23 protein-coding genes and 1 tRNA gene are annotated in these 25783 nt (G+C 54.6%); 15 read left to right on the top strand and 9 right to left on the bottom strand.

What is annotated here, in order from left to right; all coding sequences use genetic code 11:
• Positions 1–238: 238 nt before the first annotated feature.
• The 13 genes from ftsH to pnp all read left to right on the top strand — a co-directional run bounded on the left by ftsH (position 239) and on the right by pnp (position 14821).
• Positions 239–2182, top strand: coding sequence for an ATP-dependent zinc metalloprotease FtsH (ftsH, locus tag MWU64_RS02130; protein ID WP_247060209.1), 1944 nt, complete (start codon positions 239–241; stop codon positions 2180–2182).
• 94 nt (positions 2183–2276) lie between these two features.
• Positions 2277–3107 carry a dihydropteroate synthase gene (gene folP / locus MWU64_RS02125; RefSeq protein WP_247060200.1) on the top strand — a complete coding sequence of 277 codons (831 nt, stop codon included), beginning with the start codon at positions 2277–2279 and terminating at the stop codon, positions 3105–3107.
• On the top strand, positions 3107–4450 hold the full coding sequence (gene glmM, locus MWU64_RS02120) for a phosphoglucosamine mutase (RefSeq protein WP_247060198.1): 1344 nt from the start codon (positions 3107–3109) through the stop codon (positions 4448–4450). The genes folP and glmM overlap by 1 nt, the downstream gene beginning before the upstream one ends.
• 81 nt (positions 4451–4531) lie before the next feature.
• On the top strand, positions 4532–5290 hold the full coding sequence (tpiA, locus tag MWU64_RS02115; protein ID WP_247060188.1) for a triose-phosphate isomerase: 759 nt from the start codon (positions 4532–4534) through the stop codon (positions 5288–5290).
• Positions 5291–5314: 24 nt separating this feature from the next.
• Positions 5315–5677, top strand: coding sequence for a preprotein translocase subunit SecG (gene secG, locus MWU64_RS02110; protein ID WP_247060186.1), 363 nt, complete (start codon positions 5315–5317; stop codon positions 5675–5677).
• A 10-nt stretch (positions 5678–5687) separates the two neighbouring features.
• Positions 5688–5772, top strand: a tRNA-Leu gene (locus tag MWU64_RS02105).
• Positions 5773–6088: 316 nt separating this feature from the next.
• Complete coding sequence (gene rimP, locus MWU64_RS02100) at positions 6089–6550, top strand: ribosome maturation factor RimP (protein ID WP_247060168.1); 462 nt, start codon at positions 6089–6091, stop codon at positions 6548–6550.
• Between the two features lie 53 nt (positions 6551–6603).
• Positions 6604–8097, top strand: a complete 1494-nt coding sequence (gene nusA, locus MWU64_RS02095; RefSeq protein WP_247060166.1) for a transcription termination factor NusA — start codon at positions 6604–6606, stop codon at positions 8095–8097.
• 20 nt (positions 8098–8117) lie between these two features.
• Positions 8118–10658: a translation initiation factor IF-2 gene (gene infB / locus MWU64_RS02090; RefSeq protein WP_247060164.1), complete on the top strand. Its 2541-nt coding sequence runs from the start codon at positions 8118–8120 to the stop codon at positions 10656–10658.
• A complete protein-coding gene (gene rbfA / locus MWU64_RS02085) occupies positions 10658–11089 on the top strand; it encodes a 30S ribosome-binding factor RbfA (RefSeq protein ID WP_247060162.1) in 432 nt (143 codons plus the stop codon). The genes infB and rbfA overlap by 1 nt, the downstream gene beginning before the upstream one ends.
• Positions 11086–12009, top strand: a complete 924-nt coding sequence (gene truB / locus MWU64_RS02080) for a tRNA pseudouridine(55) synthase TruB (RefSeq protein ID WP_247060160.1) — start codon at positions 11086–11088, stop codon at positions 12007–12009. The genes rbfA and truB overlap by 4 nt, the downstream gene beginning before the upstream one ends.
• A gap of 77 nt (positions 12010–12086) precedes the next feature.
• On the top strand, positions 12087–12356 hold the full coding sequence (rpsO, locus tag MWU64_RS02075) for a 30S ribosomal protein S15 (RefSeq protein WP_199006012.1): 270 nt from the start codon (positions 12087–12089) through the stop codon (positions 12354–12356).
• A gap of 350 nt (positions 12357–12706) precedes the next feature.
• Complete coding sequence (gene pnp / locus MWU64_RS02070; protein ID WP_247060755.1) at positions 12707–14821, top strand: polyribonucleotide nucleotidyltransferase; 2115 nt, start codon at positions 12707–12709, stop codon at positions 14819–14821.
• 221 nt (positions 14822–15042) lie between these two features.
• Here pnp and MWU64_RS02065 read toward each other — a convergent pair whose 3' ends face one another.
• The 3 genes from MWU64_RS02065 to MWU64_RS02055 form a co-directional block, all read right to left on the bottom strand.
• Positions 15043–15912 (bottom strand): alpha/beta hydrolase, encoded by an 870-nt coding sequence (locus MWU64_RS02065; RefSeq protein ID WP_247060151.1) that lies wholly within the window; start codon positions 15910–15912, stop codon positions 15043–15045.
• Complete coding sequence (locus MWU64_RS02060; protein WP_247060147.1) at positions 15882–17747, bottom strand: DUF4105 domain-containing protein; 1866 nt, start codon at positions 17745–17747, stop codon at positions 15882–15884. The genes MWU64_RS02065 and MWU64_RS02060 overlap by 31 nt, the downstream gene beginning before the upstream one ends.
• An 83-nt stretch (positions 17748–17830) precedes the next feature.
• Positions 17831–18295, bottom strand: coding sequence for a DUF3015 domain-containing protein (locus MWU64_RS02055; RefSeq protein WP_247060145.1), 465 nt, complete (start codon positions 18293–18295; stop codon positions 17831–17833).
• Between the two features lie 297 nt (positions 18296–18592).
• Between MWU64_RS02055 and MWU64_RS02050 the strand changes: the two genes are divergently transcribed.
• Positions 18593–19033, top strand: coding sequence for a hypothetical protein (locus MWU64_RS02050; RefSeq protein ID WP_247060143.1), 441 nt, complete (start codon positions 18593–18595; stop codon positions 19031–19033).
• 69 nt (positions 19034–19102) lie between these two features.
• On the opposite strand, the gene MWU64_RS02045 is transcribed toward MWU64_RS02050, so the two are convergent.
• The 6 genes from MWU64_RS02045 to MWU64_RS02020 form a co-directional block, all read right to left on the bottom strand.
• The gene (locus tag MWU64_RS02045) at positions 19103–19804 is read right to left on the bottom strand and encodes an ABC transporter ATP-binding protein (RefSeq protein WP_247060140.1); all 702 of its coding nucleotides are present in this window, start codon (positions 19802–19804) and stop codon (positions 19103–19105) included.
• 9 nt (positions 19805–19813) lie between these two features.
• Complete coding sequence (gene livG, locus MWU64_RS02040; RefSeq protein ID WP_247060138.1) at positions 19814–20569, bottom strand: high-affinity branched-chain amino acid ABC transporter ATP-binding protein LivG; 756 nt, start codon at positions 20567–20569, stop codon at positions 19814–19816.
• A gap of 5 nt (positions 20570–20574) precedes the next feature.
• The gene (locus MWU64_RS02035) at positions 20575–21846 is read right to left on the bottom strand and encodes a high-affinity branched-chain amino acid ABC transporter permease LivM (RefSeq protein ID WP_247060136.1); all 1272 of its coding nucleotides are present in this window, start codon (positions 21844–21846) and stop codon (positions 20575–20577) included.
• Positions 21846–22769 carry a high-affinity branched-chain amino acid ABC transporter permease LivH gene (livH, locus tag MWU64_RS02030; protein ID WP_247060122.1) on the bottom strand — a complete coding sequence of 308 codons (924 nt, stop codon included), beginning with the start codon at positions 22767–22769 and terminating at the stop codon, positions 21846–21848. Before livH ends, MWU64_RS02035 begins: the two co-directional genes overlap by 1 nt.
• 97 nt (positions 22770–22866) lie before the next feature.
• Entirely contained in the window at positions 22867–23979 is a 1113-nt protein-coding gene (locus MWU64_RS02025; protein ID WP_247060120.1) for a branched-chain amino acid ABC transporter substrate-binding protein, read from the bottom strand.
• Between the two features lie 113 nt (positions 23980–24092).
• Positions 24093–25004 carry a tetratricopeptide repeat protein gene (locus tag MWU64_RS02020; protein ID WP_247060112.1) on the bottom strand — a complete coding sequence of 304 codons (912 nt, stop codon included), beginning with the start codon at positions 25002–25004 and terminating at the stop codon, positions 24093–24095.
• Positions 25005–25214: 210 nt separating this feature from the next.
• Here MWU64_RS02020 and MWU64_RS02015 point away from each other — a divergent pair, with 210 nt between their 5' ends.
• Positions 25215–25709 carry a MarR family transcriptional regulator gene (locus MWU64_RS02015; RefSeq protein ID WP_247060110.1) on the top strand — a complete coding sequence of 165 codons (495 nt, stop codon included), beginning with the start codon at positions 25215–25217 and terminating at the stop codon, positions 25707–25709.
• The last annotated feature ends 74 nt before the right edge of the window (positions 25710–25783 follow it).

Genomic DNA, 25783 nt, shown 5'->3' with positions numbered 1-25783 from the left:
GCGGCTTAAATGCTGACAACGAAGTATAATGGAGCGATTGTAACAGATAGAGGCCCGCTACAAATGGCTGTAATCACTTACAGGTGTGGTTTGTAGATTTGGTGGCGGGGAACGTTTTCCCGGAATCTGTGTCTTTTACGGATAGGCCACTTCTGGTTTACGAGCGTACATTTGGTGTAAGGTGTTCGAAAAGGGTGAGCGGCAAGGCCGCGGCTCTGCAATTCACAGGTGATGATCCTTGAACGATATGGCAAAAAATTTAGTTCTCTGGCTAGTAATAGCCGCTGTGCTGCTGATGGTGTTCCAGAATTTCACGCCCACCACCAGCGGGCAACAAGTTAATTATTCCCAGTTTGTCGAAATGGTCCAGCAAGGGCAGGTTCGTCAGGTGACGGTCGACGGGCTGGAAATTCAAGGCATACGAGGAGATGGCTCTCAGTTTCAGACTGTTCGCCCTCAAGTGCCAGACAACAAGCTGATGGACGATCTGCTTGCCAATCAAGTTGAGGTGATCGGTAAAGAACCTGAACGGCAGAGTCTGTGGACTCAATTGTTGGTTGCCGCTTTCCCGATTCTGATCATCATTGCGTTGTTTATGTTCTTCATGCGCCAGATGCAAGGCGGTGGCGGCGGCAAAGGGCCCATGTCTTTTGGTAAGAGTAAGGCGCGACTGCTCAGTGAAGATCAGATCAAAACGACTTTTGGTGATGTGGCCGGTGTTGAAGAGGCCAAAGAAGACGTGAAAGAGCTGGTCGACTTCCTGCGTGATCCGAGCAAATTCCAGCGTTTGGGTGGCCGTATTCCCAAGGGCGTTCTGATGGTTGGCCCTCCGGGTACAGGTAAAACGCTGCTGGCTAAAGCCATTGCGGGTGAGGCGAAGGTTCCTTTCTTCTCGATTTCCGGTTCGGACTTCGTTGAGATGTTTGTAGGTGTGGGTGCTTCGCGTGTTCGTGACATGTTCGAGCAGGCCAAGAAGCAGAGCCCCTGCATTATTTTCATCGATGAGATTGATGCCGTTGGTCGCCATCGTGGCGCTGGCATGGGTGGGGGTCACGATGAGCGTGAGCAGACTCTGAACCAGTTGCTGGTTGAGATGGACGGCTTTGAAGGTAACGAAGGCGTTATCGTGATTGCCGCGACCAACCGTCCGGACGTGCTGGATCCGGCGCTGCTGCGCCCGGGTCGATTCGACCGGCAGGTGGTTGTTAGCTTGCCCGACATCAAAGGGCGCGAGCAGATTCTGAAAGTGCACATGAAAAAAGTGCCACTGGCGGACGGCATCGACCCGGCTGTGATCGCGCGCGGAACACCCGGATTCTCTGGTGCCGATTTGGCCAACCTGGTAAACGAAGCTGCCTTGTTTGCGGCTCGCCGTAACCTGCGTCTGGTGTCCATGGAAGAGTTGGAGCTGGCGAAAGACAAAATCATGATGGGCGCCGAGCGCAAGTCCATGGTGATGAACGAGAAAGAGAAGCTGAATACGGCTTACCACGAAGCAGGGCATGCGATTGTGGGGCGTTTGGTGCCGGAGCACGATCCGGTCTACAAGGTGAGTATCATTCCTCGTGGCCGCGCCTTGGGTGTGACGATGTTCCTGCCCGAAGAGGACAAGTACAGCCATTCCAAACGCTATCTGATCAGCTCGATCTGCAGCTTGTTTGGTGGTCGCATCGCCGAAGAGCTCACATTGGGTGTTGATGGTGTCACCACCGGTGCATCGAACGACATCGAGCGTGCGACCAGTCTGGCGCGCAACATGGTTACCCGCTGGGGGTTGTCCGATAAGTTGGGGCCGTTGCAATACGACACAGACAGTGAAGAGCCTTTCCTGGGTCGTTCCGCTGGACAGTCGCACACAGTGTATTCGCCCGAGACGGCGCAGCGTATCGACGAGGAAGTGCGCAACATCGTGGATACCTGCTACGAGACGGCCAAGCAGATTCTGGTCGAAAACCGCGACAAGCTCGATATGATGGCTCATGCATTGATGAAGTATGAGACCATCGATCGTTTCCAGATTGATGACATCATGGAAGGTCGTGAGCCTCGTCCCCCGAAAAACTGGGGTGATAGCGGCCCTTCTGCGGGTGGAACGCCTGAAAGTGCCGAGCCGGCAGCTGAGCCCAAAGAGTCGGGCGACAGCGGTCAGCCCGGAGTAGGGCGCCCGGCTGGCGAGCACTGAATCTCGCTAAAGCTCTGAGTGTTATCCGACGCCGCCCATTGATTGGGCGGCGTTTGTTTTTGTATTCACTAAAGATCTAACCGGACTCTGTGCTATGAACGTTAATTTTGCCGGCCGCCAGCTGAATCTGTCGGAATGCCATGTTATGGGTATTTTGAACGTCACCCCCGACTCGTTTTCGGATGGTGGTCAATTCAATAATGTGGACGCTGCAGTGCTTCGAGCAAAGCAAATGGTGGCTGATGGCGCCACTTTTGTGGACGTTGGGGGTGAATCAACCCGCCCGGGAGCCGCTCCGGTTTCTACGCAGCAAGAGTTGGACCGGGTGTGCCCGGTTGTTGAGGCGATTGCGCGAGAGCTGGATGTGGTGGTGTCTGTCGATACCAGCAATCCGGTGGTCATGGCGGAAACCGTAAAGGTTGGAGCTGGCTTGATTAATGATGTCCGGGCGCTTCAACGAGACGGTGCGCCAGAAGTGGTTGCTGAGGCGGGCGTGCCCGTGTGCCTGATGCACATTCAGGGTGAGCCGGACACCATGCAGGATTCGCCGTTCTACCGGAACGTGCGTCGGGAAGTCAGCTCGTTTTTGACGGAGCGGGTGCGAGTAGCCGAAGCGGCTGGCGTGTTACCGGAAAATATCATTCTTGATCCCGGGTTCGGTTTTGGTAAGACGGTTGAGCACAATGTTCAGCTGCTAGCCGGCATGGAACAAATGCATATGCTTGGGCATCCGCTACTGATTGGTATCTCCCGAAAGTCGATGCTCGGAGCCATCACAGGTCGCGATGTGAATGAAAGGTTGTCTGCCAGCCTCGCAGCCGCGACAATATCGGCCATGAAAGGCGCGAGCATTCTGCGAGTGCATGACGTCAGGGAAACTGTGGACGCCGTCAAAGTCGTAACGGCAGTTAAGGAGGCAAAGTAATGTCCCAGCGTAAATATTTTGGTACCGACGGCATTCGCGGTCGCGTCGGGGAGCAGCCAATTACCCCCGAGTTTATGTTGCATCTTGGTTGGGCCGCCGGTCAGGCATTCAAAAAGGCGGGTCAGCGCAACAGCGTGTTGATTGGTAAAGATACTCGCCTGTCAGGCTATATGTTTGAGTCCGCGCTGGAAGCCGGGCTTTCGGCCGCCGGGGTAGATGTGAGGTTGCTGGGGCCCATGCCCACACCCGCCATCGCTTATCTCACCCGTACTTTTCGGGCTTCTGCGGGTATTGTCATTAGTGCATCCCACAACCCACACCACGACAACGGTATCAAGTTCTTCTCTGCTGCGGGCACCAAATTGGATGACGCCCTCGAGTCTGAGATCGAGCGCTGGTTGGATAAGCCGATTGAAGTGTGTGAGCCCAAAGAGCTGGGTAAGGTCAGTCGGATCGATGATGCGCCAGGCCGCTATGTTGAATTCTGCAAGAGTACGGTTCCGAACGAGTTTACCTTGGACGGTATGCATGTCGTGTTGGATTGCGCCCACGGGGCGACTTATCACGTTGCGCCAAAAGTGTTCCGGGAACTGGGTGCCAAGCTGACCGTTATTGGCGCTGAGCCGGATGGTTTGAACATCAACCTGAACGTCGGATCTACGCACTTAGAGAGCCTGAAGCAGACCGTTACCGAGACGGGTGCCGATTTGGGTATCGCCTTTGACGGCGATGGCGACCGGGTGTTGATGGTCGATCGGGACGGCTCAGAAGTCGATGGTGACGAGTTGCTGTATATTCTCGCTTCCCAACGCCGTGCAGAGGGGCGTCTCGAGGGCGGTGTTGTTGGTACGTTGATGACCAACCTGGGTGTCGAGCTGGCTCTGAACGAACTTGATATTCCGTTCGAACGGGCAAAGGTCGGCGACCGGTACGTGATGGAGCGTTTGCTGGCTAACGACTGGTTGGTTGGCGGCGAAGGCTCCGGGCATATGGTCATTCGCGACTGCATTGGCACGGGTGATGGCGTGATATCGGCATTGCAGGTGCTTTTGGCTATTGGTAACTCCGGAAAAACATTGTCTGAGCTGCGCAGTGGTATGAACAAGTTGCCGCAAACTATGATCAATGTGAAAGTTGCTAAGCGCTTTGACCCGCTGAGCCGGGACGATATCGTCAGGGCCATGCGTGAGGCTGAAGAGTCACTTGGTGGCTCCGGGCGGATTCTTCTGCGCGCATCGGGTACCGAACCGTTGATCCGGGTGATGGCAGAAGGCAAAAATGCTGCCGAAATTGCTCGCGTCGCTGAGAGCCTTGCAGAGGTGGTGGAGCAGTCAACCCCCTGATTCAAAACGGGGCGGTTGTGCAGATGAAATCTCTGCTGTATAGTTCGCCCTCGCTTACGCTCGGGACGTTTGAGAGTTCATATGCGCCGTAAAATTGTAGCCGGAAACTGGAAGATGAACGGGTCGAAAGACCTTGTGCAGCAACTGGTCGGCGTGATTTGTGATCGTGCGGTCGGGCTGGATGACGCCGCTGAAGTGGTTGTTATTCCCCCGGCGCTCTATGTGCCTCTGGTTCAGCAACAGTCCGATGGCAAGCTTGCCTTGGGTGTGCAGAATGTTAGTGAATGGCAGTCTGGAGCCTATACCGGTGAAGTATCCGCCGATATGGCCAAGGATCTGGGCTGCAGCTTCGTTTTGGTGGGGCATTCCGAGCGTCGTCAGCTGTTTGGTGAAAGCGATGCCGTGGCGGCCCGCAAGGTCGAGCGCGTTCTCGAAAGTGGTTTGACGGCAGTGCTTTGTGTGGGTGAAACGCTAGAACAGCGCGAAGCCGGTGAAGCCGAGCGTGTGGTTGCCGAGCAGGTCAGAAACGGTCTGGCCGGTGTTGCGGGCGATCAGTGGCAAGGAATTGTAGTGGCTTATGAGCCGGTTTGGGCCATAGGTACGGGCAAAACAGCTACGGCTGAAGATGCTCAGGCAATGCATGCGGAGATTCGATGCGTCCTGAAAACAATGGGCGCACCCGCAGAAGAGATATCGGTACTTTACGGCGGCAGTGTAAAAGCGGATAATGCTGCCGCTCTGTTTTTAGAGCCCGATATCGATGGTGGTCTTATAGGTGGAGCTTCCCTTAAGGCTGACGAGTTTATTAGTATTTGCCGGTCCTTCCCGGCGGGTAACTAAGTCGAAACGAATACGAGAGTCTGTATGGATTGGATCGAAACACTGGTAGTTGTTGTTCACGTCGTTATCGCCGTGGCGCTGGTTGGTGTCGTCTTGATCCAGCAAGGCAAGGGTGCGGATGCCGGCGCGGCGTTCGGTGGCGGCGCTTCCCAGACCGTTTTTGGTAGTCAGGGTAGTGGCAGCTTTCTGACCCGTGTAACCACCTTGATGGCGGTTGTGTTTTTTGTGACCAGTTTTTCGTTGGCGATTTTCGCCAAGCAGCGCGCGGAAGTGGCTGGCGAAGCCGGTATTCCGATGGTTCAGGAATCCTCTGCGGAGCAAGTTCCGGCTCTGGACGAAGGCGCAAGCAGCGAGACGAAAGAAGACGAGCTTCCGGAGCTCGAGTGATAAAGTTTTTGCCCAGGTGGTGAAATTGGTAGACACGCCATCTTGAGGGGGTGGTAGCGAGAGCTGTGCCGGTTCGAGTCCGGCCCTGGGCACCAATTTTCAACAAAGACGGCTTGGTTAATCCAGGCCGTCTTTGTTTGGTCAGTCCTTGACCGATCCGCTTCGTATCTCTATACTTCCGCGGATATTGGAGTCAGTGATCTGTTCTGGCTCCCAGACAGGCCAGGTGTCTGTCGGCAGATAGCCGTTTTGGGTTTGGCTATCTGCGAATACTTGCAACAAAAAGCCCCGATTTCAGGGGCTTTTTGATTAAGGGGCCTGGCGCAAAGGCCCTAGTGCATAAAAGGGCTGCTTAACAGCCCTTTTTTTGTTTTTGTACATTGAAAATTCTCAAGACGGAGGCGGCGACACTTGTCAGCCAAGCTTAATCAACTCGAAGAGATACTGCGCCCGGTAGTCGAAGGGCTCGGATATGAGTTTTGGGGTATCGAATTTCGTTCTCGTGGCTATCAGTCGATGCTTCGGGTTTTTATCGATGACGCCGAAAACGGTATTGGCATTGAAGACTGCGAAAAAGTCAGTCGGCAAGTCAGTGGCGTAATGGATGTAGAGGACCCCATCCAGAGTGAGTATACGTTGGAGGTTTCATCCCCGGGGATGGATCGCCCGCTGTTTCGTCTTGAACATTATCAGGCGTTTGTTGGGCACAAAGTTCAACTCAAACTCCGAATGGCTTTCGAGGGTCGCCGAAAGTTTCAGGGCCTGATCAAGGGTGTGGAAGGCGACGAAGTGGTCATCGTGGTAGACGATCACGAATACGTGTTGCCGTTCGACAGTATTGATAAAGCCAATATCGTTCCGGTTTTTGAATAAACGTATTCAAGAATTCTTAGGTGTATTGATTATTTTGAAGGCAGGGCAATCGCATGAGTAAAGAGATCTTGCTGGTAGTGGAAACCGTCTCGAACGAGAAGGGCGTCGACAAGGACGTGATTTTTGAGGCCATCGAGCTTGCGCTCGCCACTGCTGCCAAAAAGCGTTACGAAGATGAAGAAGCGGATATCCGTGTGTCCATCGATCGTCGTACCGGTGAGTACGAAACCTTCCGCCGTTGGTTGGTGGTAGACAACGACGCGGTGCCTGCGTTGGGTACCGAGTTGACTATGCAGGAAGCGGAAGAAATTGACTCGTCTCTGCAGCCGGGCGACATGTATGAAGAGCAAACGGAGTCTGTTGCTTTCGGTCGTATCGGCGCGCAAGCAGCCAAACAGATTATTTTCCAGAAAGTTCGTGAAGCCGAGCGTTCCAAGATCGTAGATAGTTACCGCGATCGGGTTGGTGAGCTGGTTTCCGGTACGGTCAAAAAAGTAACCCGGGACAACGTTATCGTGGATCTGGGTAGCAACGCCGAAGCTTTGCTGCCGCGCGAACATCTGATTGCTCGCGAGACGTTCCGGATGGGTGATCGTGTTCGCGCCCTGCTGCTGGAAATTCGCGTTGATCATCGTGGTCCGCAATTGATTCTGAGCCGTACCGATGCACAGATGCTGATCGAATTGTTCCGCATCGAAGTGCCGGAGATTGCCGAAGAACTGATCGAAATTCGTGGCGCAGCCCGTGATCCCGGTTCACGTGCCAAGATTGCCGTGAAAACCAACGACCGTCGCATCGACCCTGTCGGCGCGTGTGTGGGTATGCGGGGTTCCCGTGTTCAGGCCGTTTCTAACGAGCTGGGCGGTGAGCGTGTGGATATCGTTCTTTGGGACGACAACCCAGCACAGCTGGTTATCAATGCCATGGCTCCGGCAGAAGTGGCCTCCATTGTGATGGACGAAGACCGTCACACCATGGATGTGGCCGTTGCTGAAGACAATCTGGCCCAGGCCATTGGTCGAAACGGGCAGAACGTTCGATTGGCCACAGAGCTGACAGGCTGGACATTGAACGTGATGACCGAAGAAGAAGCGGGCGAGCGTCAAGAGCAAGAGCTTGGCCGTTTGCTTGAGCACTTCACCAAGCATCTTGATGTTGATGAAGAGTTTGCAAGTGTCCTGATCGAAGAAGGCTTCTCTTCTATTGAAGAAGTGGCTTACGTACCGATGGAAGAAATGCTCGCCATCGACGGTCTGGACGAAGACACCGTGACGGAACTTCGTAAGCGTGCCAAAGATGCCTTGTTAAATCAGGCCTTGGCCGGTGAAGAAGCCCTTGAAGGATCAGAGCCTGCTGAAGACCTCCTGGAAATGGACGGCATGGAGCGAGCACTGGCGTTTAAGCTTGCCGGTATGGGCGTTCGCACGATGGAAGATCTCGCAGAGCAGTCGGTTGACGATCTGCTTGAGATCGAAGGTGTTGATGAAGAGCGTGCAGGTCAACTGATTATGACGGCACGTGCACCCTGGTTTGAAGACCAGGCCTGATTCGGGAGAGGAGGACCAGTATGACTGATGTAACGGTAAAACAACTGGCCGCAGATGTAGGCGCTCCCGTGGATCGTTTGCTGAAGCAGATCGTTGAAGCCGGGTTAAAAGCCCGTAGCGAGAACGATGCTGTGTCTAGCGATGAGAAACAGCAGTTGCTGGATTATCTGAGAAAGAGCCACGGCGATGGCGAAGCCGAGCCGCGGAAAATCACGCTCAAGCGTAAGACAACGACCACGTTGAAAGCGGGTAAAGCCAAAACAGTTAACGTTGAAGTGCGTAAGCGTCGCACGTACATCAAGCGTGCAGAACTGCAGCCTGAGCCGGAAGCCGAAGCGCCAAAACCGGAAGCGCCGGTAGAGCAGCCGGTTGCGCAAGAGCCAGCGCCGCAAGAAGCGCCGGCAGTGGCTGCCGAGCAAGCGCCAGTCCAGCCAGAAGCTGAGGCTCCGAAAGAGCAGCCAGAAGCTGCAGAAGCGCCTGAGGCAACTGAAGTGAAAGAGCCGGAGCCGGTCGTTGAAACCGCGCCAGAGGACATTCCGATGCCTCCGCCAGAAGAAGACGGACGGGATCGCAAGCCGAAGAAAAAGAAAGAGAAAGGGCGTGAGCGCGGCGATGATGATGACGGCAAGCCTAAGAAGAAACAGGCTGGCCATCGCGGTCCACGTAGCCGACCAGAGGAGCCTCTGGTGATTTCCGAGGATGATGAAACCGTTCCTCGCAAACAGCTACGGGCCAAAAAGAAAACGAAAGAAAAGCGTCATGCTTTCGAGAGGCCAACCAAGCCCATGGTAAGAGAAGTACAGATTCCAGAAACGATCACTGTTGGTGATCTCGCCCAGCGTATGGCTGTTAAAGCCGCTGATGTCATCAAGACTCTGATGGGTATGGGCGTGATGGCCACCATCAACCAGCCTCTGGATCAGGAAACTGCGATCCTGGTGACTGAAGAGTTGGGTCACAAGCCGGTTAGCATCAGTGATGACGCACTTGAAGAAGAAGTGTTGAGCAACATCACTGATCAGGACGAAGGCAAAGAAAAGATCAAGCGTGCTCCGGTTGTGAGCGTGATGGGTCACGTAGACCACGGTAAAACTTCGCTGCTTGATTACATCCGTCGCACGAAGGTAGCGGCTGGTGAATCCGGTGGTATTACCCAGCACATTGGTGCCTACCACGTTGAAACCGATCACGGCATGGTGTCCTTCCTGGATACACCGGGCCACGCGGCCTTTACCGCAATGCGAGCTCGTGGTGCCCAGTGCACCGATATCGTCATTCTGGTTGTAGCCGCGGATGACGGCGTGATGCCGCAGACGAAAGAGGCGGTAGAACACGCCAAGTCGGCCGGTGTTCCTTTGGTTGTTGCCATCAACAAGATGGACAAAGAAGAAGCGGATCCGGATCGCATCAAAACCGAACTCTCAGCTCTGGACGTTATTCCGGAAGACTGGGGCGGTGACGTTCAGTTTGTACCTGTATCGGCGCATACCGGTTCCGGTATCGATAGCTTGCTAGAAGCGGTTCTGCTGCAGGCAGAGGTTCTTGAGCTTGAAGCCTCTCCAGACGCGTCGGCGAAAGGTGTTGTGGTTGAATCCAGCCTTGAGCGTGGCCGCGGTTCGGTTGCGACCGTTCTGGTTCAGAACGGCACCCTGCGCCAAGGTGAGATGGTTGTTGCCGGTTCCTTCTTCGGGAAGGTTCGTGCCATGACCAACGAAGCAGGCAAGCAGGTTAAGTCTGCGGGTCCTTCAATCCCGGTGGAAATCCTGGGCTTGAACGGCACGCCGGATGCCGGTGACGAGTTCTACGCCGTGTCTGACGAGAAAAAGGCAAAAGAACTGGCCGAACTGCGTCAGACCCGTGAGCGTGAAAGCCGTCTGCAGCGTCAGCAAGCAGCCAAGCTTGAGAACATGTTCGAAAACATGGGCAAGGATGAGGTTAAGACCCTCAACGTTGTTCTGAAGACCGACGTGCGCGGTACCCTTGAGGCCATCACCAAGGCCTTGCGTGATATGGGTAACGACGAAGTACAGGTCAAGGTTGTGTCGTCTGGTGTTGGCGGTATCGCCGAAACCGACGTGAGCCTGGCCATGGCGACCAACGCGGTTATCTTTGGCTTTAACGTTCGTGCCGATACGGCGGCGAAGCGTCTGGTCGAGAAAGAAGGTCTGGACCTGCGTTACTACAGCATCATTTATAACATGCTGGACGACGTTAAAGCGGCCCTGACCGGCATGCTGAAGCCGGAATTCCGCGAAGATATCGTGGGCATCGCCGATGTGCGTGACGTATTCCGTTCACCGAAGTTCGGTCAGGTTGCCGGCTGTATGGTTACCGAGGGTAATGTCTACCGCAACAAACCGATCCGTGTACTGCGTGACAACGTGGTGATCTTTGAAGGCGAGCTGGAATCTCTGCGCCGCTTCAAAGACGACGTACAAGAAGTACGTAACGGTATGGAATGTGGTATCGGTGTTAAGGGTTACGATGTGAAAGTGGGCGACCAGATCGAAGTCTTCGATCGCGTTCGCGTTGAACGTCAGCTCGAGTCTACGGGGGCCTAATGGCACGGGATTACAGCCGCATCGATCGCATTGGCGATCAGATGCAACGTGAGCTGGCCCAGATCATCCAGCGTGAGGTGAAAGACCCTCGCGTTGGTATGATCACGGTGAACGATGTCAAAGTCAGCCGTGATTTGGGTTATGCCGATATCTACGTTTCGCTGTTGTCGACCGAAGAGCTAACCGAGCAATCTCCGGAAGTTCAGGAATCCCTGAAAGTGCTGAATAAGGCCTCCGGATTTTTGCGTGGCCAAGTGGCACGTGCGATGAAATTGCGCGTTGTGCCCATGCTGCGGTTTCACTTCGACAGCCTGCTTGGCCACAGCCGCAAACTGGATCGCTTGATTCGGGAAGCTGTGGGTGATCAGCCGGCCGTTGGGCAAGACGACAGCAACGATACTGACACGGACAGTTCGGAGCGTGACGCTTGAGTCGAAGACGTAAAGGCCGCGATGTAAATGGCATCCTGGTGATCGATAAACCCCAGGGTGTCACCTCTAACGGTATTCTTCAGCAGGTAAAGCGCCTGTATGGAGCTGCAAAAGCGGGCCATACCGGTGCGCTTGATCCGTTGGCCACCGGCGTGTTGCCTTTGTGCTTCGGTGAGGCCACCAAGTTTTCCCAGACGATGTTGGACAGCGACAAGGCCTATATCACCACGGCTCGTTTAGGTGTTCGTACAGAGACTGGGGATTCCGAAGGCGCTGTGGTTGAAGAAAAGCCGGTTCCCTCGTTAACGGAAGCCGATGTCGAAGCCGTTCTGGAAAACTTCCGGGGCGACATTCAGCAGGTTCCGTCGATGTATTCCGCGCTTAAGCATCAGGGCAAGCCCCTGTATGAGTACGCCCGGGAAGGCATCGAAATCGAACGCCCTGCGCGCCCCGTTACCATCTACGAATTGAAGCTGCTTGCGGTTCGTGACAACGAACTCGATCTGGCGGTAACCTGCACCAAGGGTACGTACATCCGCTCATTAGTCGAGGACATCGGCCAAGAGTTGGGTTGTGGTGCTCATGTGGTGGCTTTGCGTCGTACTTTGGCTGCGGGTTATACCCTTGATAACGTTCAGAATATCGAAACTTTGGAAGCCATGCGGGAGCGCGATGAAAGTCTGGACGGGCTGTTGCTGCCACCAGAAAGCGCACTGACCATGTTTCCGGAACACCGGCTTTCAGGCCCGGCGCTGGTGTCGATATTGAACGGGCAACCAGTTAGAATACCCGGTCAGCCCTTTGAAGGATTTGTGCGTGTTTACGGCAATCATTCTTTTGTTGGGTTGGCGGAAGCTCAACCGGAAGGCGAAGACACCGTGCTGGTGCCTCGTCGGCTGGTCAAGAACAACGGCAGATAAGCTGCCGCTGTGTAGCCGGGCTGTAGAGATGCGCGGTTCGGCCGGATTTTTCAGCATCGCAAACAATGAGGTGTAATATGGCACTTTCTGCCAGTGAGAAAGCTCAAATCGTTACCGATTTTCAGCAAGGTGAAGGCGATACCGGTTCCCCTGAAGTTCAGGTGGCTCTGCTGACCGCTAACATCAACAAGCTGCAGGATCACTTCAAGGCCAACAAGCAGGATCACCATTCCCGCCGTGGTCTTATCCGTATGGTAAACCAGCGTCGTAAGCTGCTGGACTACCTGAAGCGTAAAAATGCTGACCGCTACCTTGAGTTGATCAAGCGTTTGGGTCTGCGTCGCTAATCGGATTTAGTGACCTGAAGGCTGGCCCGGGATTTCCCGTGGTCAGCCGAGTTTTCTCTCCCGCTGTCTGCGCTTGCATGTAAGGCAACCAGATAGCCGTTTGCTGCAGTTGATTTGTCCGTGACACCAAAGGATTTTCCCAGTCGTAATGGAAAGCCGATATTGAAAGCAGGTTGTCGAAAAGCCGGGGCGTTGCCGGGTTTTTGCGACAGCCTGTTAGCTTTCAGACGGGTTGCCTTTTGGTTCACAGTTCAGACTGCTGCGGCATAAATGGAAAACACGGGCTATGCTGAATCGTTCAGTTATCAGCCACGTATTAAACAGTTGAAAAGCAGGAGTAAATTGTGGATCTGCAACCACGTACGAAAACATTTGAAATGGGTGGACACACCTTCACATTGGAAACCGGTCGCGTAGCTCGTCAGGCAACGGGTTCTGTTGTGGTTACCTGTGGTGATACCTCCGTTCTGGGTACCGTTGTTGGTGTCCGTGAAGCGAAGCCGGGCCAGCCTTTTTTCCCGCTGACCGTTAACTACTCCGAGAAGACCTACGCTGCGGGTAAAATTCCTGGCGGTTTCTTCAAGCGTGAAGGTCGTCCTTCCGAGAAAGAAACTCTGACCTCGCGTCTGATCGACCGTCCTATCCGTCCTCTGTTCCCGACTGGCTTCATGAACGAAGTTCAGTTGATTCTGACGGTTATGTCGACCGACAAGAAGCAGGATCCGGATATCGCCGCTATGCTGGCCGCGTCTGCTGCTCTGGCAATTTCTGGTATTCCTTTTGACGGCCCGATTGGTGCTGCGCGCGTTGGTTTCACCAACGACAAAGGTTACTTCCTGAACCCGTCTTTCGAAGAGCTGGAAACGTCTCTTCTGGACATGGTTGTTGCCGGTACTGACGAAGCGGTCCTGATGGTTGAATCTGAAGCCAAAGGCCTGTCTGAAGACCAGATGCTGGGTGGCGTTCTGTACGCTCATCAGGAAATGCAGACCGCGATCACCGCGATCAAAGAATTTGCGGCCGAGAACGGCAAGCCGCGTTGGGATTGGCAGCCAGAGCCGGAAGACACCGGACTGCTGGACGCGATCAAAGCCGATTTCGTTGGTCAGATCGAAGAAGCCTACGCCATTCGCGACAAGATGGCTCGTTACGAGCGTCTGGGCGAAATCAAAGCCGCTGCCGTTGAGAAGCTGGCCGGTGAAGAAGAAGGTCAGCCTTCTGCCGATCTGGTGAAGAAGTACTTCGGCAAAGTCGAGAAGACCGTTGTTCGTCAGCAAGTTATCGATGGCAAGCCGCGTATCGATGGCCGTGACAACAAGACCGTACGTCCAATCGAAGTGGAAGTGGGCATTCTGCCTTCTGTTCACGGTTCTGCCTTGTTCACCCGTGGTGAAACTCAGGCCATCGTAACCACCACTCTGGGTACCACCCGTGACGTTCAGACCATCGACGCACTGGAAGGTGAGCGTAAAGATCCGTTCATGTTCCACTACAACTTCCCTCCGTACTCTGTCGGTGAAGCCGGCCGTGTAGGTACTCCGGGTCGTCGTGAAGTGGGTCACGGTCGTTTGGCCAAGCGTGGTGTGTTGGCGGTTATGCCGACTATCGAAGAGTTCCCGTACGCTATTCGTTCGGTTTCCGAAATCACGGAATCTAACGGTTCCAGCTCTATGGCTTCTGTGTGTGGTTCAAGCCTCGCGCTGATGGACGCTGGTGTTCCGATCAAGGCGCCAGTTGCCGGTATCGCGATGGGTCTGGTTAAGGAAGGCGAGAAGTTCGCTGTTCTGACCGACATTCTGGGTGACGAAGATCACTTGGGCGATATGGACTTCAAGGTTGCGGGTACCAAAGAAGGTATCACTGCGCTGCAGATGGATATCAAGATCAACGGTATCACTGACGAGATCATGGAACTTGCTCTTGAGCAGGCACAGGCTGCACGTTTGCACATCCTGGACGAGATGAACAAGGTTATCTCTGAGCCGCGTACCGAGCTGTCTGATCGCGCTCCGAGCATCACCACGATCAAGATCCATCCGGACAAGATTCGTGACGTGATCGGTAAAGGTGGCGCGACTATTCGTTCTATCTGTGATGAGACCGGTGCGTCTATCGATCTGGATGACGACGGTAACGTGAAGATCTACGCAGAAAACGGTGAAGCGGCTCAGGCGGCGATGAATCGTGTGAAGGAAATTACTGCCGAGATCGAAGTGGGCGCTATCTACAAGGGCCGTGTTGAGCGGATTGTGGACTTCGGTGCGTTCGTGAACATTCTGCCTGGCAAGGATGGTCTGGTGCACATTTCCCAGATCTCTGAGCGCCGTATCGAGAACGTGACTGATGAGCTGAGCGAAGGTCAGGAAGTTCTGGTTAAGGTTCTGGATGTGGACAACCGTGGTCGCGTTAAGCTGTCCATGAAAGAAGTTAAGGAAGGCGAGCAGGCAACTGAATTCGCTGACTAAGATTTCTGGTTTGTCTTGAGAAAACCCGCCTTTTGGCGGGTTTTTTCGTTTCTGGCAGTGGGGAAGCGTGGTTTGGGAAAGGCGCTTTCAAAAGACGCTACGAGCACATCCATGTGCGCTTCTTTCGGGCCGTCCTTGGCCCTCAAGACTTTTGAAAGCGCCTTTCCCAAACCACGCACCGATCTTGGTCAGTGGATTCGAAACGAGCTATTGCTTCTCGGTTAGAAGTTATCTTCCAAAAACTCCAGAACCGCTTCACGATACGCAGGGATCACGAATGTGGCTGCGTGTGGGGTATCCGTCTGGAGGAACTCTTTGGGTTGTTCAGCAGCGTCGTAGAGTCTTGTGCCGTGGTGGAACGGGATGATGCCGTCCCGGATGCTGTGGATGATCACCACCGGCACGGGCGCTATGCCTGCAATTCGGTCGGTACCTTCGTAGTTGTCGGGGATGGTCCAGCTCAGGGGGTATTGGACGGGCCAGGTTAGCCAGAAGTTGTTGAGTTTTTCGCGGGCGATGTAGCGGAAGCCGGAGAAGGTGCCGTCCAGGATCACGCCGTTGAGTTCGGGTTGTTCGTTGCGTTGTACCCATTCGCTGGCAAGGGCAATGCCGAGTGCTCCGCCGAGGCTTTGGCCGAGGAGGAATAGGGGTTGCTCTGAATGGTGTTCGGCTAACCAGCGTAGGCCGGTTTCTACGTCGTGTAGGGCGCCTTCGATGTCGGGAGCGCCGGTGGATTGGCCGTAGCCTCGGTAGTCTATGGTGAAGACGTTGTAGCCTTCTTCTGGCAGCCAGGCGATGTTGAGTATGTGAGCGCTTACGTTTTGGGCATTGCCGTGGAGGTAGTAGATGGTGCCTTTTGCGGGCTCGTTGGTTTTAGCGGGTAGCCACCAGCCGTGTAAAGTTTGGCCGTCGGCGGTGTTCAGGAACACATCTTCGTAATCCAGTTCGAGTCGGTCTGGGGTGATGTAAGTGGTGTTGTTTGGATAGAAGAAGACACTGCTGCAGCCGGTTTGCAGCAGTGTCAGGAATGCGAAAAGTAGGGTGGTGAGCGCTTTCGAGTTTAGAAGTACGCGTGGATGCCTGCCTGCCATGTGCTTTGGTACCTGTCGAAGTGGTCTTCTCGAGTGAATTCGGTGAATAGGCTGAATTCGCGGCCGATGTGGTAGTTGGCTTTTAAGTAAAGCTGGTCTTGGCGGTGTTGGCTGCTGACGATCCAGGCTTTGGTTTTGACGCCGCCGAGTAAGCTGAAGCCTGGGCTTTGGTGCAGTACGCCAAGGTCTGCGCCCGGGGCGAAGTCGTAGCCGCGGCGGATGTCGTCGTCGATTTCAAGGTCGGCCGTGGCCATGGCGAAGAATTGGCTGTTGTCGCCAAGACTCCAGCTACCCCCGGCTCCACCTTCCAGATAAGGCGCGAGCACCCGCTGGGTTCCTGTGTCGGTGCGGCGGCCGCCGAAGCCGACCTGCCAGGAGGTGGGGGAGAAGAACTGGTTGCGGGGGCTTAGCGAGCGTATTTCAACGCCGGTGATTTGTTCGACCTGCAGTTCATCATTGTCGTGATAGAGCCGAGCATCCAGTCGCAAGAACTGCAGCTGAGCGCCAGTTCGGTAGCCCTCGGGTGGATCGACGATGTCGTGGTAGGCCGGACGAATGGTCAACTCGGTGAATTCGCTGTGGGCTAATTGGCCGGAGCTCAGGCTGAGCCTGAAGGTGTCGTGGCCCTGGTCGTCTCGCACGGAGGGTTCTGCCACCGGTGGTATCGGTTCGGCGTTTTCGATTCGACTGCGGGTGACCAGCAATTGGTGCGATAAGGGCGCTGCAATCTCTCGGGGCCAGTTGTCGGCTTCGCTTTGGTAGCGCACGTAGTCGTAGGTGGCGTCGAGCAAGCGTGCCTTTTCGCCAGAGGGCAGGTTTTCAACTTCTGGGTCGTCTACGCTGACGTAGCCGTTGGCAATTGCAGCGGCTATGGTTTGGTGCTCATCGGGTAGGGCGTCGAGGTTGTGGCTTACGGCTGTCGCGGCGGACGGCCGATAATGAATGCTTTCAACCAGGTCTTTATCGCGCACCCAGCGTACGGTGTCGGAAGGGATTGCGTGAGTACTTACTTCCTCTAACAGGTCGGTTCCCGGGCGGGCCACGTCAATAAGCGCGAGTAGGCGGTAGGCGCAGTTTTCGTCAAAGAAGTAATAATCGAAATTTTTGTCCTGAATCTCCCAGGTGTGAGCCAGCATGGTGTCGACTTCTTGCTGGCTAAGGTTCAGGGTGTACTCCCATAAGTCCCGGTGTTCGATGTCGTTGTATAGGCGGATCATTTCATAATAAGGCTTGATCGCTGTAATGCCCGGGTAGCCACCAAAGATGCCGCGATAGGCAAACAGCAGTTCGCTGTCGTGCTCAGCGGCATCGGCGGCGTAGGAAATGGTGTTTGCCAGCAGCAGGTCGGTTTCGTTGTCGTCTTGAGGGGGATCGAGCCTTAAAAACGTGTGGCCAAACATGGACGACGGGCTGTTTAGATAAGAGGCGGCGAACACCAGTGTGACCTTCTCGGTGTTTAACGTGCCAGCCCAGTCTTCGTAGGCTGGGCAGCTGACCGGTTCGTCGGGCAAGTCGAGCTGTTCACGTAGCCATGCATCCCGCGCAGGGAAACGACAGCGGGCGTGATCATCGCCTTCACCGGGCTGTTGAATGGCGGTAAGAGTGGCTGCGAGCTCGGCTTCTGGGTTGGTTTTGCCTTCCTCGCTCAGGAAAAATGCCGAATCATCGGCCTGGCTGGTGTAACCACTACCGAAATGGTTTTCGTGATAATGGCCGAGCGTGAGCCAAACGGGGTGTTCGTGAAGGTTCTCGGTATTAATCGCGAAGGCAGTGTGGGTTGCCAGGGTGCCAGCAAGCCATAAAGCAGCCTGCCCAGTGCGCAAGAGGTAGCCCATGGGTGTTTGGTACATCCGGTTTGAGTGGAGAAAAGGATAGTGCGCCATCCATAGCGCAGGTTCAATCCTTTGGGGCTAGGCGATTAGGCCGCCACGTACTTGCTCAGAGATTTGTTCTGCTCAAGCAGGGCTACGATTGCGTCTACCGCTTCGCCAGAAGTGGTTTCGGAGTTCGGGAAGATAGCTGCGAAGTTGTCCTGCAGTACCTGACGGAAATCAGCGCGATCCGCTTCTTCTACGCCAAGAAGTACCGCGAGAGTGTCCAGGTTTTCACCGGAGCCGCGGGACATGTCACGGGCAACCTTGTCGATGTTGCTGTCCATGTACATAGCCATGGATTGAACCGATTGGTTAGTGGAGCAACCCAGAGTACCGGTAGTCATACCAAACGTCTGGTTACCGAAGGTTCCGTTGGTGGTAGCCGCGAGCACGTGTGGAGCAATGCCGGACTGTCCCTTCCAGATCATGGCGCCAACACCACAGCCTGGCTGCGCGAATGCCATAGAAGAAGCACCTAGAAGAATTGCACCTGCGATCAGTTTTTTCATTATCCACTCCTTGTGTGGTTTTTCTCTCGTCACAAACTGCCTAAACCTTAGGCTGATTATTCATTAGATGAGAACGGCCCGAGGGGAATGCCCTGCTCGCAAACCGCTCACGTAAGTATAGACAAATTTGAAAAAACGCAAACTATACGAGGTACTTAGCCTCATTTAACGAGTAGGTTTTTATTGCTAATTCGATTGTAAAAGCTGGAGTTAGAATTTGTTGTCATAAATGGATGAGTTGCGTATAGTTTCGCCCGCCAAGATGGCGACCTTCAAAAAACACACGGAGACATGATTGTGAAAAAATTGCTTATTGCTTCAAGCCTGGTAATGGCCGGCGCGTTGACTGGTTGTAGCTCCCTGAACACCAGCGCCCCTTCTCTGCCACTGACCGGTGCTGTTGCTACCGACGTGAAAGCTGACATCGAAGTTGGCGAAAAAATCACTGGCCAGTCTTCTGTTACTCAGCTGTTTGGTCTGCTGACTCTGGGTGCTGAAAACGAGTACGCTGACGGCGTTGCTTACGGTGCTAACGGTGGTGGTTCTCTGCTTTCACTGGGCGGTGCTTCTTTGACTGAAAAAGTGAAGTCTGCAGCAGCTTACAACGCTATTACCGAGTCCGGCGCTGATGTGATTGTAGCTCCTCGCTACACCATCAAGCAGGAAGGCTACGGCTTCTTTGGCACCATCGACGTAAAAGTTGAAGGTTACAAAGGTACAATCCGAAGCATTAAATAAGCTTTGTGATTGGCAAAAAAAAGCCGGAGCAGGGATGAAACCCTCTCCGGCTTTTTTGATGGGCGGACGTCAGCCCCCCAGATAGGCTTCCCGGACTTCGGGATTGTTCAGCAAGTTCTTGCCTGTATCGTGCAGCCGTATTTTCCCGGTTTCGAGCACATACCCCCTGTCCGCCAAGTTCAGCGCTTGGTGCGCGTTCTGCTCAACCAGAAAGACCGTAATCCCCTCGTCTCGCAGGTGACCGATGATCTCGAAAATCTGCTGAATGATGATCGGGGCCAAACCCAGAGACGGCTCGTCCAGGATAATCATATTGGGCTTACTCATCAGTGCCCGGCCGATGGCCAGCATTTGCTGCTCTCCGCCTGACATGGTGCCGGCGCGTTGGTTTTCACGCTCTTTGAGCCGAGGGAATAAGTCGTAAACGTGATCCTGACTTTTACGAATCTCCGCTTTGGTGTTGAAGAACCCGCCCATGTGCAGGTTTTCTTCAACCGTCAGGCCAGAAAACACCCGGCGGCCCTCCGGCACAATGGCGATGCCTGAGCGCATGATGTTGGAGGTGGCATCGTGAGTGATGTCCTTGCCTTCCAGAATAACGCGCCCGGAACTGGCCTGCGGGTTACCGCAGACCGTCATCAGCAGGGTGGTTTTGCCGGCACCGTTTGCGCCAATCAGCGAAACGATTTCGCCTTTGTTCACTTCAACGGAGACACCGTGTAGGGCCTCGATTTTTCCGTAATGTGTATGAACATTTTCCAGTACTAGCATGCGTCTTCCTCAGGCCTCGCCCAGATAAGCTTTGATCACGTCGTCGTTCTGGCGAACGTCGTCCGGGGTTCCGCTGGCCAGGGGGCGCCCCTGGTTAATGACGGTAATCCGGTCGGAGATGTCCATAACGAGGCTCATGTCGTGCTCGATCAGCAGTACTGAAACGTTGTAATCCTCTTTCAGGCTCATGATCAGCTGGTTGAGGTCGTTCGTTTCAGCCGGGTTGAGGCCGGCAGCGGGCTCATCAAGCATCAATAGCTTGGGCTCTGTAACCATGCAGCGCGCGATCTCTAGGCGCCGCTGCTGGCCGTAAGCAAGATTGCCGGCTTCCCTGTTGGCGAGTTCCAGCAGGCCAACCCGTTCCAGCCAATAGGCGGCTTTGTCTAAAGACCGCTTTTCCCGAGAACGATAGTCGGGGGTTTTCAGCAATCCGGAGAGCAGGTTGGTGTTGAGGTGGCGGTGCTGTGCAACCAACAGGTTTTCAACCACGGACATTTGGCCAAACAGTCGAACATGCTGGAAGGTGCGCACCATGCCAAGCCGAGAGATCTTATAGTCTGGCTTGCCTTGAACTTCTTTGCCTTCAAACAGAATCTTGCCGCCAGTCGGTTTGTAGAACCCGCTAACGCAGTTGAACACGGTGGTTTTGCCGGCACCGTTAGGGCCAATCACCGAGACGATTTCATGGTTCTGAACGTCCAGATGTACGCCGTCCACGGCCAGCAGGCCGCCGAAACGCATGGACAGATCTTGTACTTCTAGCATGTCTGTCACTCCTGCCGTTTCAGTGAAATGGGAATTCGACGCATAGGCATCAGACCTTGAGGGCGCCATACCATCATTAGAACCATGGCGGCTCCGAAGACGAGCATTCGGAAGTCTGAGAACTCACGTGCGAGCTCCGGCAGGATGGTGACGGCGATAGCTGCGAGAATAACGCCAATCTGAGAGCCCATGCCGCCCAACACCACGATGGCTAGAATGATGGCGGATTCCAAGAAGACAAAGGATTCTGGGCTGATGAAGCCCTGCTTGGATGCGAAGACGGTGCCGGCAAAGCCGGCGAAGAACGCGCCAATGGTGAAGGCGGACAGTTTCACGGCGGTGCGGCTCAAACCGAGAGAGCGAGCTGCGATTTCGTCTTCCCGAAGCGCTTCCCAGGCCCGGCCAACCGGCATACGCATTAAGCGGCGGATGACCAGCGCGGTAATGACAGCCAGTACGAGAGCGATCAGGTACAGGAATATAACCTTGTGCTCACCGCTGTAGGCAATGCCGAAGGTTTCGTGGAAGGAGGTATTACCTTCGCCTTTAACCCTGCGCCCGAACTCCATGCCGAACAAGGTCGGGTCTGGAATGCCGCCGATACCGTTAGGGCCGCCGGTAACCGCCGTCCAGTTATTCAATAGAATACGAATAATTTCACCGAATCCGAGCGTCACGATGGCCAGATAGTCGCCTCGCAGCCGTAACACCGGGAACCCGAGCACCATGCCAAAGGTTGCGGCCAGCAACGCGCCAACCGGCAAGGCCATCCAGAAGGTAAACCCGAAGTATTGGTAAAGCAGCGCAAAGGTGTAGGCACCCACCGCATAGAAGGCAACGTAGCCAAGGTCGAGAAGGCCGGCGAGGCCAACCACCACGTTCAGCCCCAAAGCCAACATGATGTAGATAAGCACCAGTGTGGCCAAATCGACGGAACCCCGCGACACCACAAAAGGCCAGAATAAAGCCAGCACGATAATGGCTGTAAGTACCCAAGCTTCCACTTTCGCCCGCTTTTCGGCAGGCATGGGTTCGCGGCCGCTGAGCGGGTTCAGCTTCGGTAGTTTGCCCAAATTGCCCATGATGTTGTCACGGAACAGCTGGAACAAAAATACAATGCCGGCCGCCAGAAATATCGAAATGATCGTGGTTGGGGTGGCACCTTCCAGTCCGATTTGCGTGCCTTGAGCCACCAGATCGAGGCCGAGGATAGGGTAGGCGATAACGACGGTAACGATCGCGCAGAACAGCGCGTGCTTTAAGTTGTGTGTTGCCATCAGATCTTCTCAACCTCCGGTTTGCCAAGCAGGCCGGTGGGTTTGAACAGCAGGATCAGTATCAGCAAGCTGAACGACACAACGTCTTTGTATTCGCCGCTCAAATAGCCGGAGGTCATGCTTTCAGAAACGCCGAGAATCAGGCCGCCCAGCATGGCGCCGGGAATACTGCCAATGCCGCCTAAGACCGCTGCGGTGAAGGCTTTGAGACCGGCGATAAAACCGAACAATGGGTCAACCGAACCGTAGTACATGCCCAGCAATAAACCGGCAACTGCTGCCAGCGACGCGCCGATGACAAAGGTTGCGGAGATGATCCGGTTGGTGTCGATGCCCAGCAGGTTGGCCATGCCCAAATCCTGGGAAACCGCCCGGCATGCCCGCCCGATGCGTGAACGTGAGATGAACAGGGAGAGCAACGTCATGCAGATCAGCGTGGTGATAAAAATGGTGATTTGCATGTAAGAGAGCGACAGCTGGAAGCTTTCAGGCGCTCCAAACCGGAAACTGCCATCGATCAGTGCCGGAAACCCAATGTTTCGCGAACCCTGAGCCAAGTGGACATAGTTCTGTAGGAAGATCGACATACCGATGGCGGATATCAGCGGGATCAACCGGTGCCGGCCGCGCACCGGACGGTAAGCGACGCGTTCAACGGCCCAGCCCATGGAACTGGAAACAATCACCGCGCAAATCAGCGCAACCAGTAAAATCACAGGTAACCAGGCGACGCCGAGGGTGGCTAAGCCGGTAATGGCAATAAGCGCGGTGTAAGCGCCGATCATATAGATTTCGCCGTGGGCGAAGTTGATCATGCCGATAATGCCGTAAACCATCGTATAGCCGATGGCGATCAGGGCGTAAGCGCTCCCGATCGTGAGCCCGTTAACGAGCTGTTGGGAAAAATACAGGAGGTCTTGCATGCTGGGGGAGCTCCGAATGCATACGGCCAGAAAAGCACCTTCCCCCGGATCGCGGTTGAAAGGTGCTCTTGTTCATACCTCGGAAAGAGGGTGTGCCTTACTGTGCCGGAGTTTTGCTACCGTCAGAGTGCCATTCGTAAACCACAAACTCGAAGGACTTCAGGTCCCCGGCTTTGTCGTATTGAACGGTTCCGATCGGTGTTTCGAAGCTGTTGGCGCGCAGGGCGGCGGCAACGTCAAACGGATCTGTGGAATCGGCTTGTTTGATACCTTCAGCGACCAGCTGAACAGCGGTGTATGAAGGCAGAACGAATGGGCCCGATGGGTCTTCGCCCTTGTCCTTAAAGGCTTTAACCAGCTCCTGGTTCTCGGCTTTCTCATCAAAGCTTGGCGGTAGGGTTACCAGCAAGCCTTCCGCGGCTTCGCCGGCGATGGTATTGATGTCTTTGTTACCAACCCCTTCAGGCCCCATGAATTTCGCGGTGACATCGGTTTGGCGAGCCTGACGCAGAATCAGCCCTAGCTCTGGGTGGTAACCGCCGTAGTAAACGAAGTCCACGTCGGCTTGTTTGATTTTAGTGACCAGCGAGGAGAAGTCTTTGTCGCCGGCGGTGATGCCTTCGAACATCGCAACTTCGATACCGGCATCTTTCAACGTGTCACGAACTGCCGTGGCAATGCCTTCACCGTACTGTTGTTTATCGTGAACAACGGCAACCCGCTCCGGCTTCTGGCTGGCGATGTAGTTGCCGGCAACCGGGCCCTGCATGCTGTCCAGACCGATGGTCCGGAACACCAGTTCATAGCCGCGCTCGGTAATTTCCGGGCTGGTGGAGGCCGGGGTGATCATCAGAATGCCTTCGTCTTCATAGATGTCGGAGGCTGGCTGGGTCGAGCTGGAACACAGATGCCCGATAACGTACTGAACGCCTTCGTTCACCAGACGGTTGGCAACGGTAACAGCTTGCTTGGGGTCGCAAACGTCATCAACTTCAACGGCAACCAGTTTCTCACCCATCACACCGCCGGCGGCGTTGATGCGTTCGATCGCCATGCGGGCACCTGAGAACTGCATGTCACCGTACTGAGCGACCGGGCCGGTCATCGGGCCTGCAATGCCTATTTTGATATCGGCAGTAGCATGGCCAGCGGCCATCAGGGCTACGGACGCGCTTACAGCGGTAGCGAGTTTCTTAGCGGAAATGTTCATCGTGTTTTGTTCCTGTGTGTCAGGGTTATTCTTATGTTCACAATGAGTTAAGAAACACCACAGCTCAGGCCTTGTCAAGCAAATGCGTGTATGGCCGCGATACATATACCCGTTTAGGCGTCATCCGGGTCATCGCGGTCGATATAAACCAGATTTTTGAAGTTTTCGTGATCGTGTAATTGTCTGAAACTTGGGTCAACCGAGGCATCGTCGCGATAGGCCTCGGAGATCTCGATGGCTTTTGCAAGATTGGCAACGGCATCTTCCCAGCGGCCGATCTCAGCAAAGGCGCAGGCCAATTGGTAGAGCGCATGACCATTGTCTGGAGCGAGCTTGAGTGCACGGTTGCACAGGCTTATGGCCCAAAGCGGTTCTTGTATCTCGAGTACTGCGTCGGCTTTGTAACTCAAGGCTTCAACATCGTCTGGCCGGAGTTCCAGAATCTGGTCGTAGGTGTTGATCTTGTTCTGCTGCGAGGTTTCCTGGCTGGCTTTGAGCCAGAGCGCATGCACCTCGTTGGTCAGCTCGATTTCTGCCTGGTTCTGATGAATGATTTCAGACTTCTGCTGCAATTGTTCTTCGATCGCTTTCAGGCGCTTTTCGTATTCCACCACCAATTCGTTAACCCGTTCTTCGGCCAGTCCGGTGAGCTGGTGGCGCATGTCTCGAATCGAATTCCAGCCGATAACGACCAGAATGGAGGTGGCGCCGGCAATCAGGTAGAAGAAGTAGGTGACCGTATCGGCGGCATAAGACATAGACTTGTCGGCCACCGACAGCTCTTTCTCGACGACTTTCTCGATCAGTTCAGCGCGGGTGTTTTGTATGTCTTGGCGCAGGGCTTTTGTTTCGTCGAGCAGGTAGAGCTCGACGAAGGGCGTATACATCGGTTTTTCCAGCGTTTTGATGCTTTCTTCCAGATCCTCGTCGGTCAGTTCTTGGTCTGGGCCAAGCGTTTGCCCTTGTGCCTGGAGGTGTCCGGAAAAAACAAGGGCGAGGATAACAACGAGGTAGTGCTTGATCATTAAAGGTGTCCGTTTTTCTGTGAGTAGCGCAGCGTCAGTGACGGACCTTAGCACAGCGGGTGACAGAAATAATGTCGCAGGGTGGGAGCGGGCCGTCAGCCTCATATGCGTGAGGTATTTCTGTGAGCTAGGTAATTTTCACACTTGCATCAAAGCGGGTGAAGACCTCTAATAGTTAGAGGTATAAACAAATGGCTTGGGAGTCGGGTTTTGGATAGTTACGAGCAGGTGTTGGTAGCGCTTCGGCGGGTTATCCGGGCAACGGATTTGCATTCGAAACGGTTGAGTAAGCATGCCGGGCTAACCGGGCCGCAGTTGCTGATTATGCGCACCATTCGTGACTTGGGGGAGGTGACGATCGGTACGATTGCCGAGAATGTCAGCCTGAGTCAGGCCACGGTAACAACCATTCTCGACCGCCTTGAGCATCGTAAGCTGGTTTATCGGGTGCGTAGCACCAAGGATAAGCGCAAGGTGCATGCGCATTTGACCGAAGACGGTGCGGATCTGTTGGCGCGTGCGCCGAATCCTTTGCAGGAAGATTTCATTGAGAAGTTTCAGAATCTGGCAGAGTGGGAGCAGACGATGATTTTGTCGTCGTTGCAGCGTGTGGCCCATATGATGGACGCTGATGATATTGATGCTTCGCCGGTTCTGACCGTGGGTTCTGTATTGAAGGATGACGGCTGGAAGGAGAAAACCTAAATATGGGGGCTGGCACTGGGTGGGGCGTGTGTTTTCTTTGGAAAAATAACTCGCTTCGCTCGGACATCTTTTTT

It is taken from the genome of Marinobacter sp. S0848L, from assembly GCF_023016065.1.
Classification (GTDB): domain Bacteria; phylum Pseudomonadota; class Gammaproteobacteria; order Pseudomonadales; family Oleiphilaceae; genus Marinobacter.
Note: the sequence above shows the minus strand (reverse complement) of the source record. Positions and strands in the feature narration are given on the sequence as shown.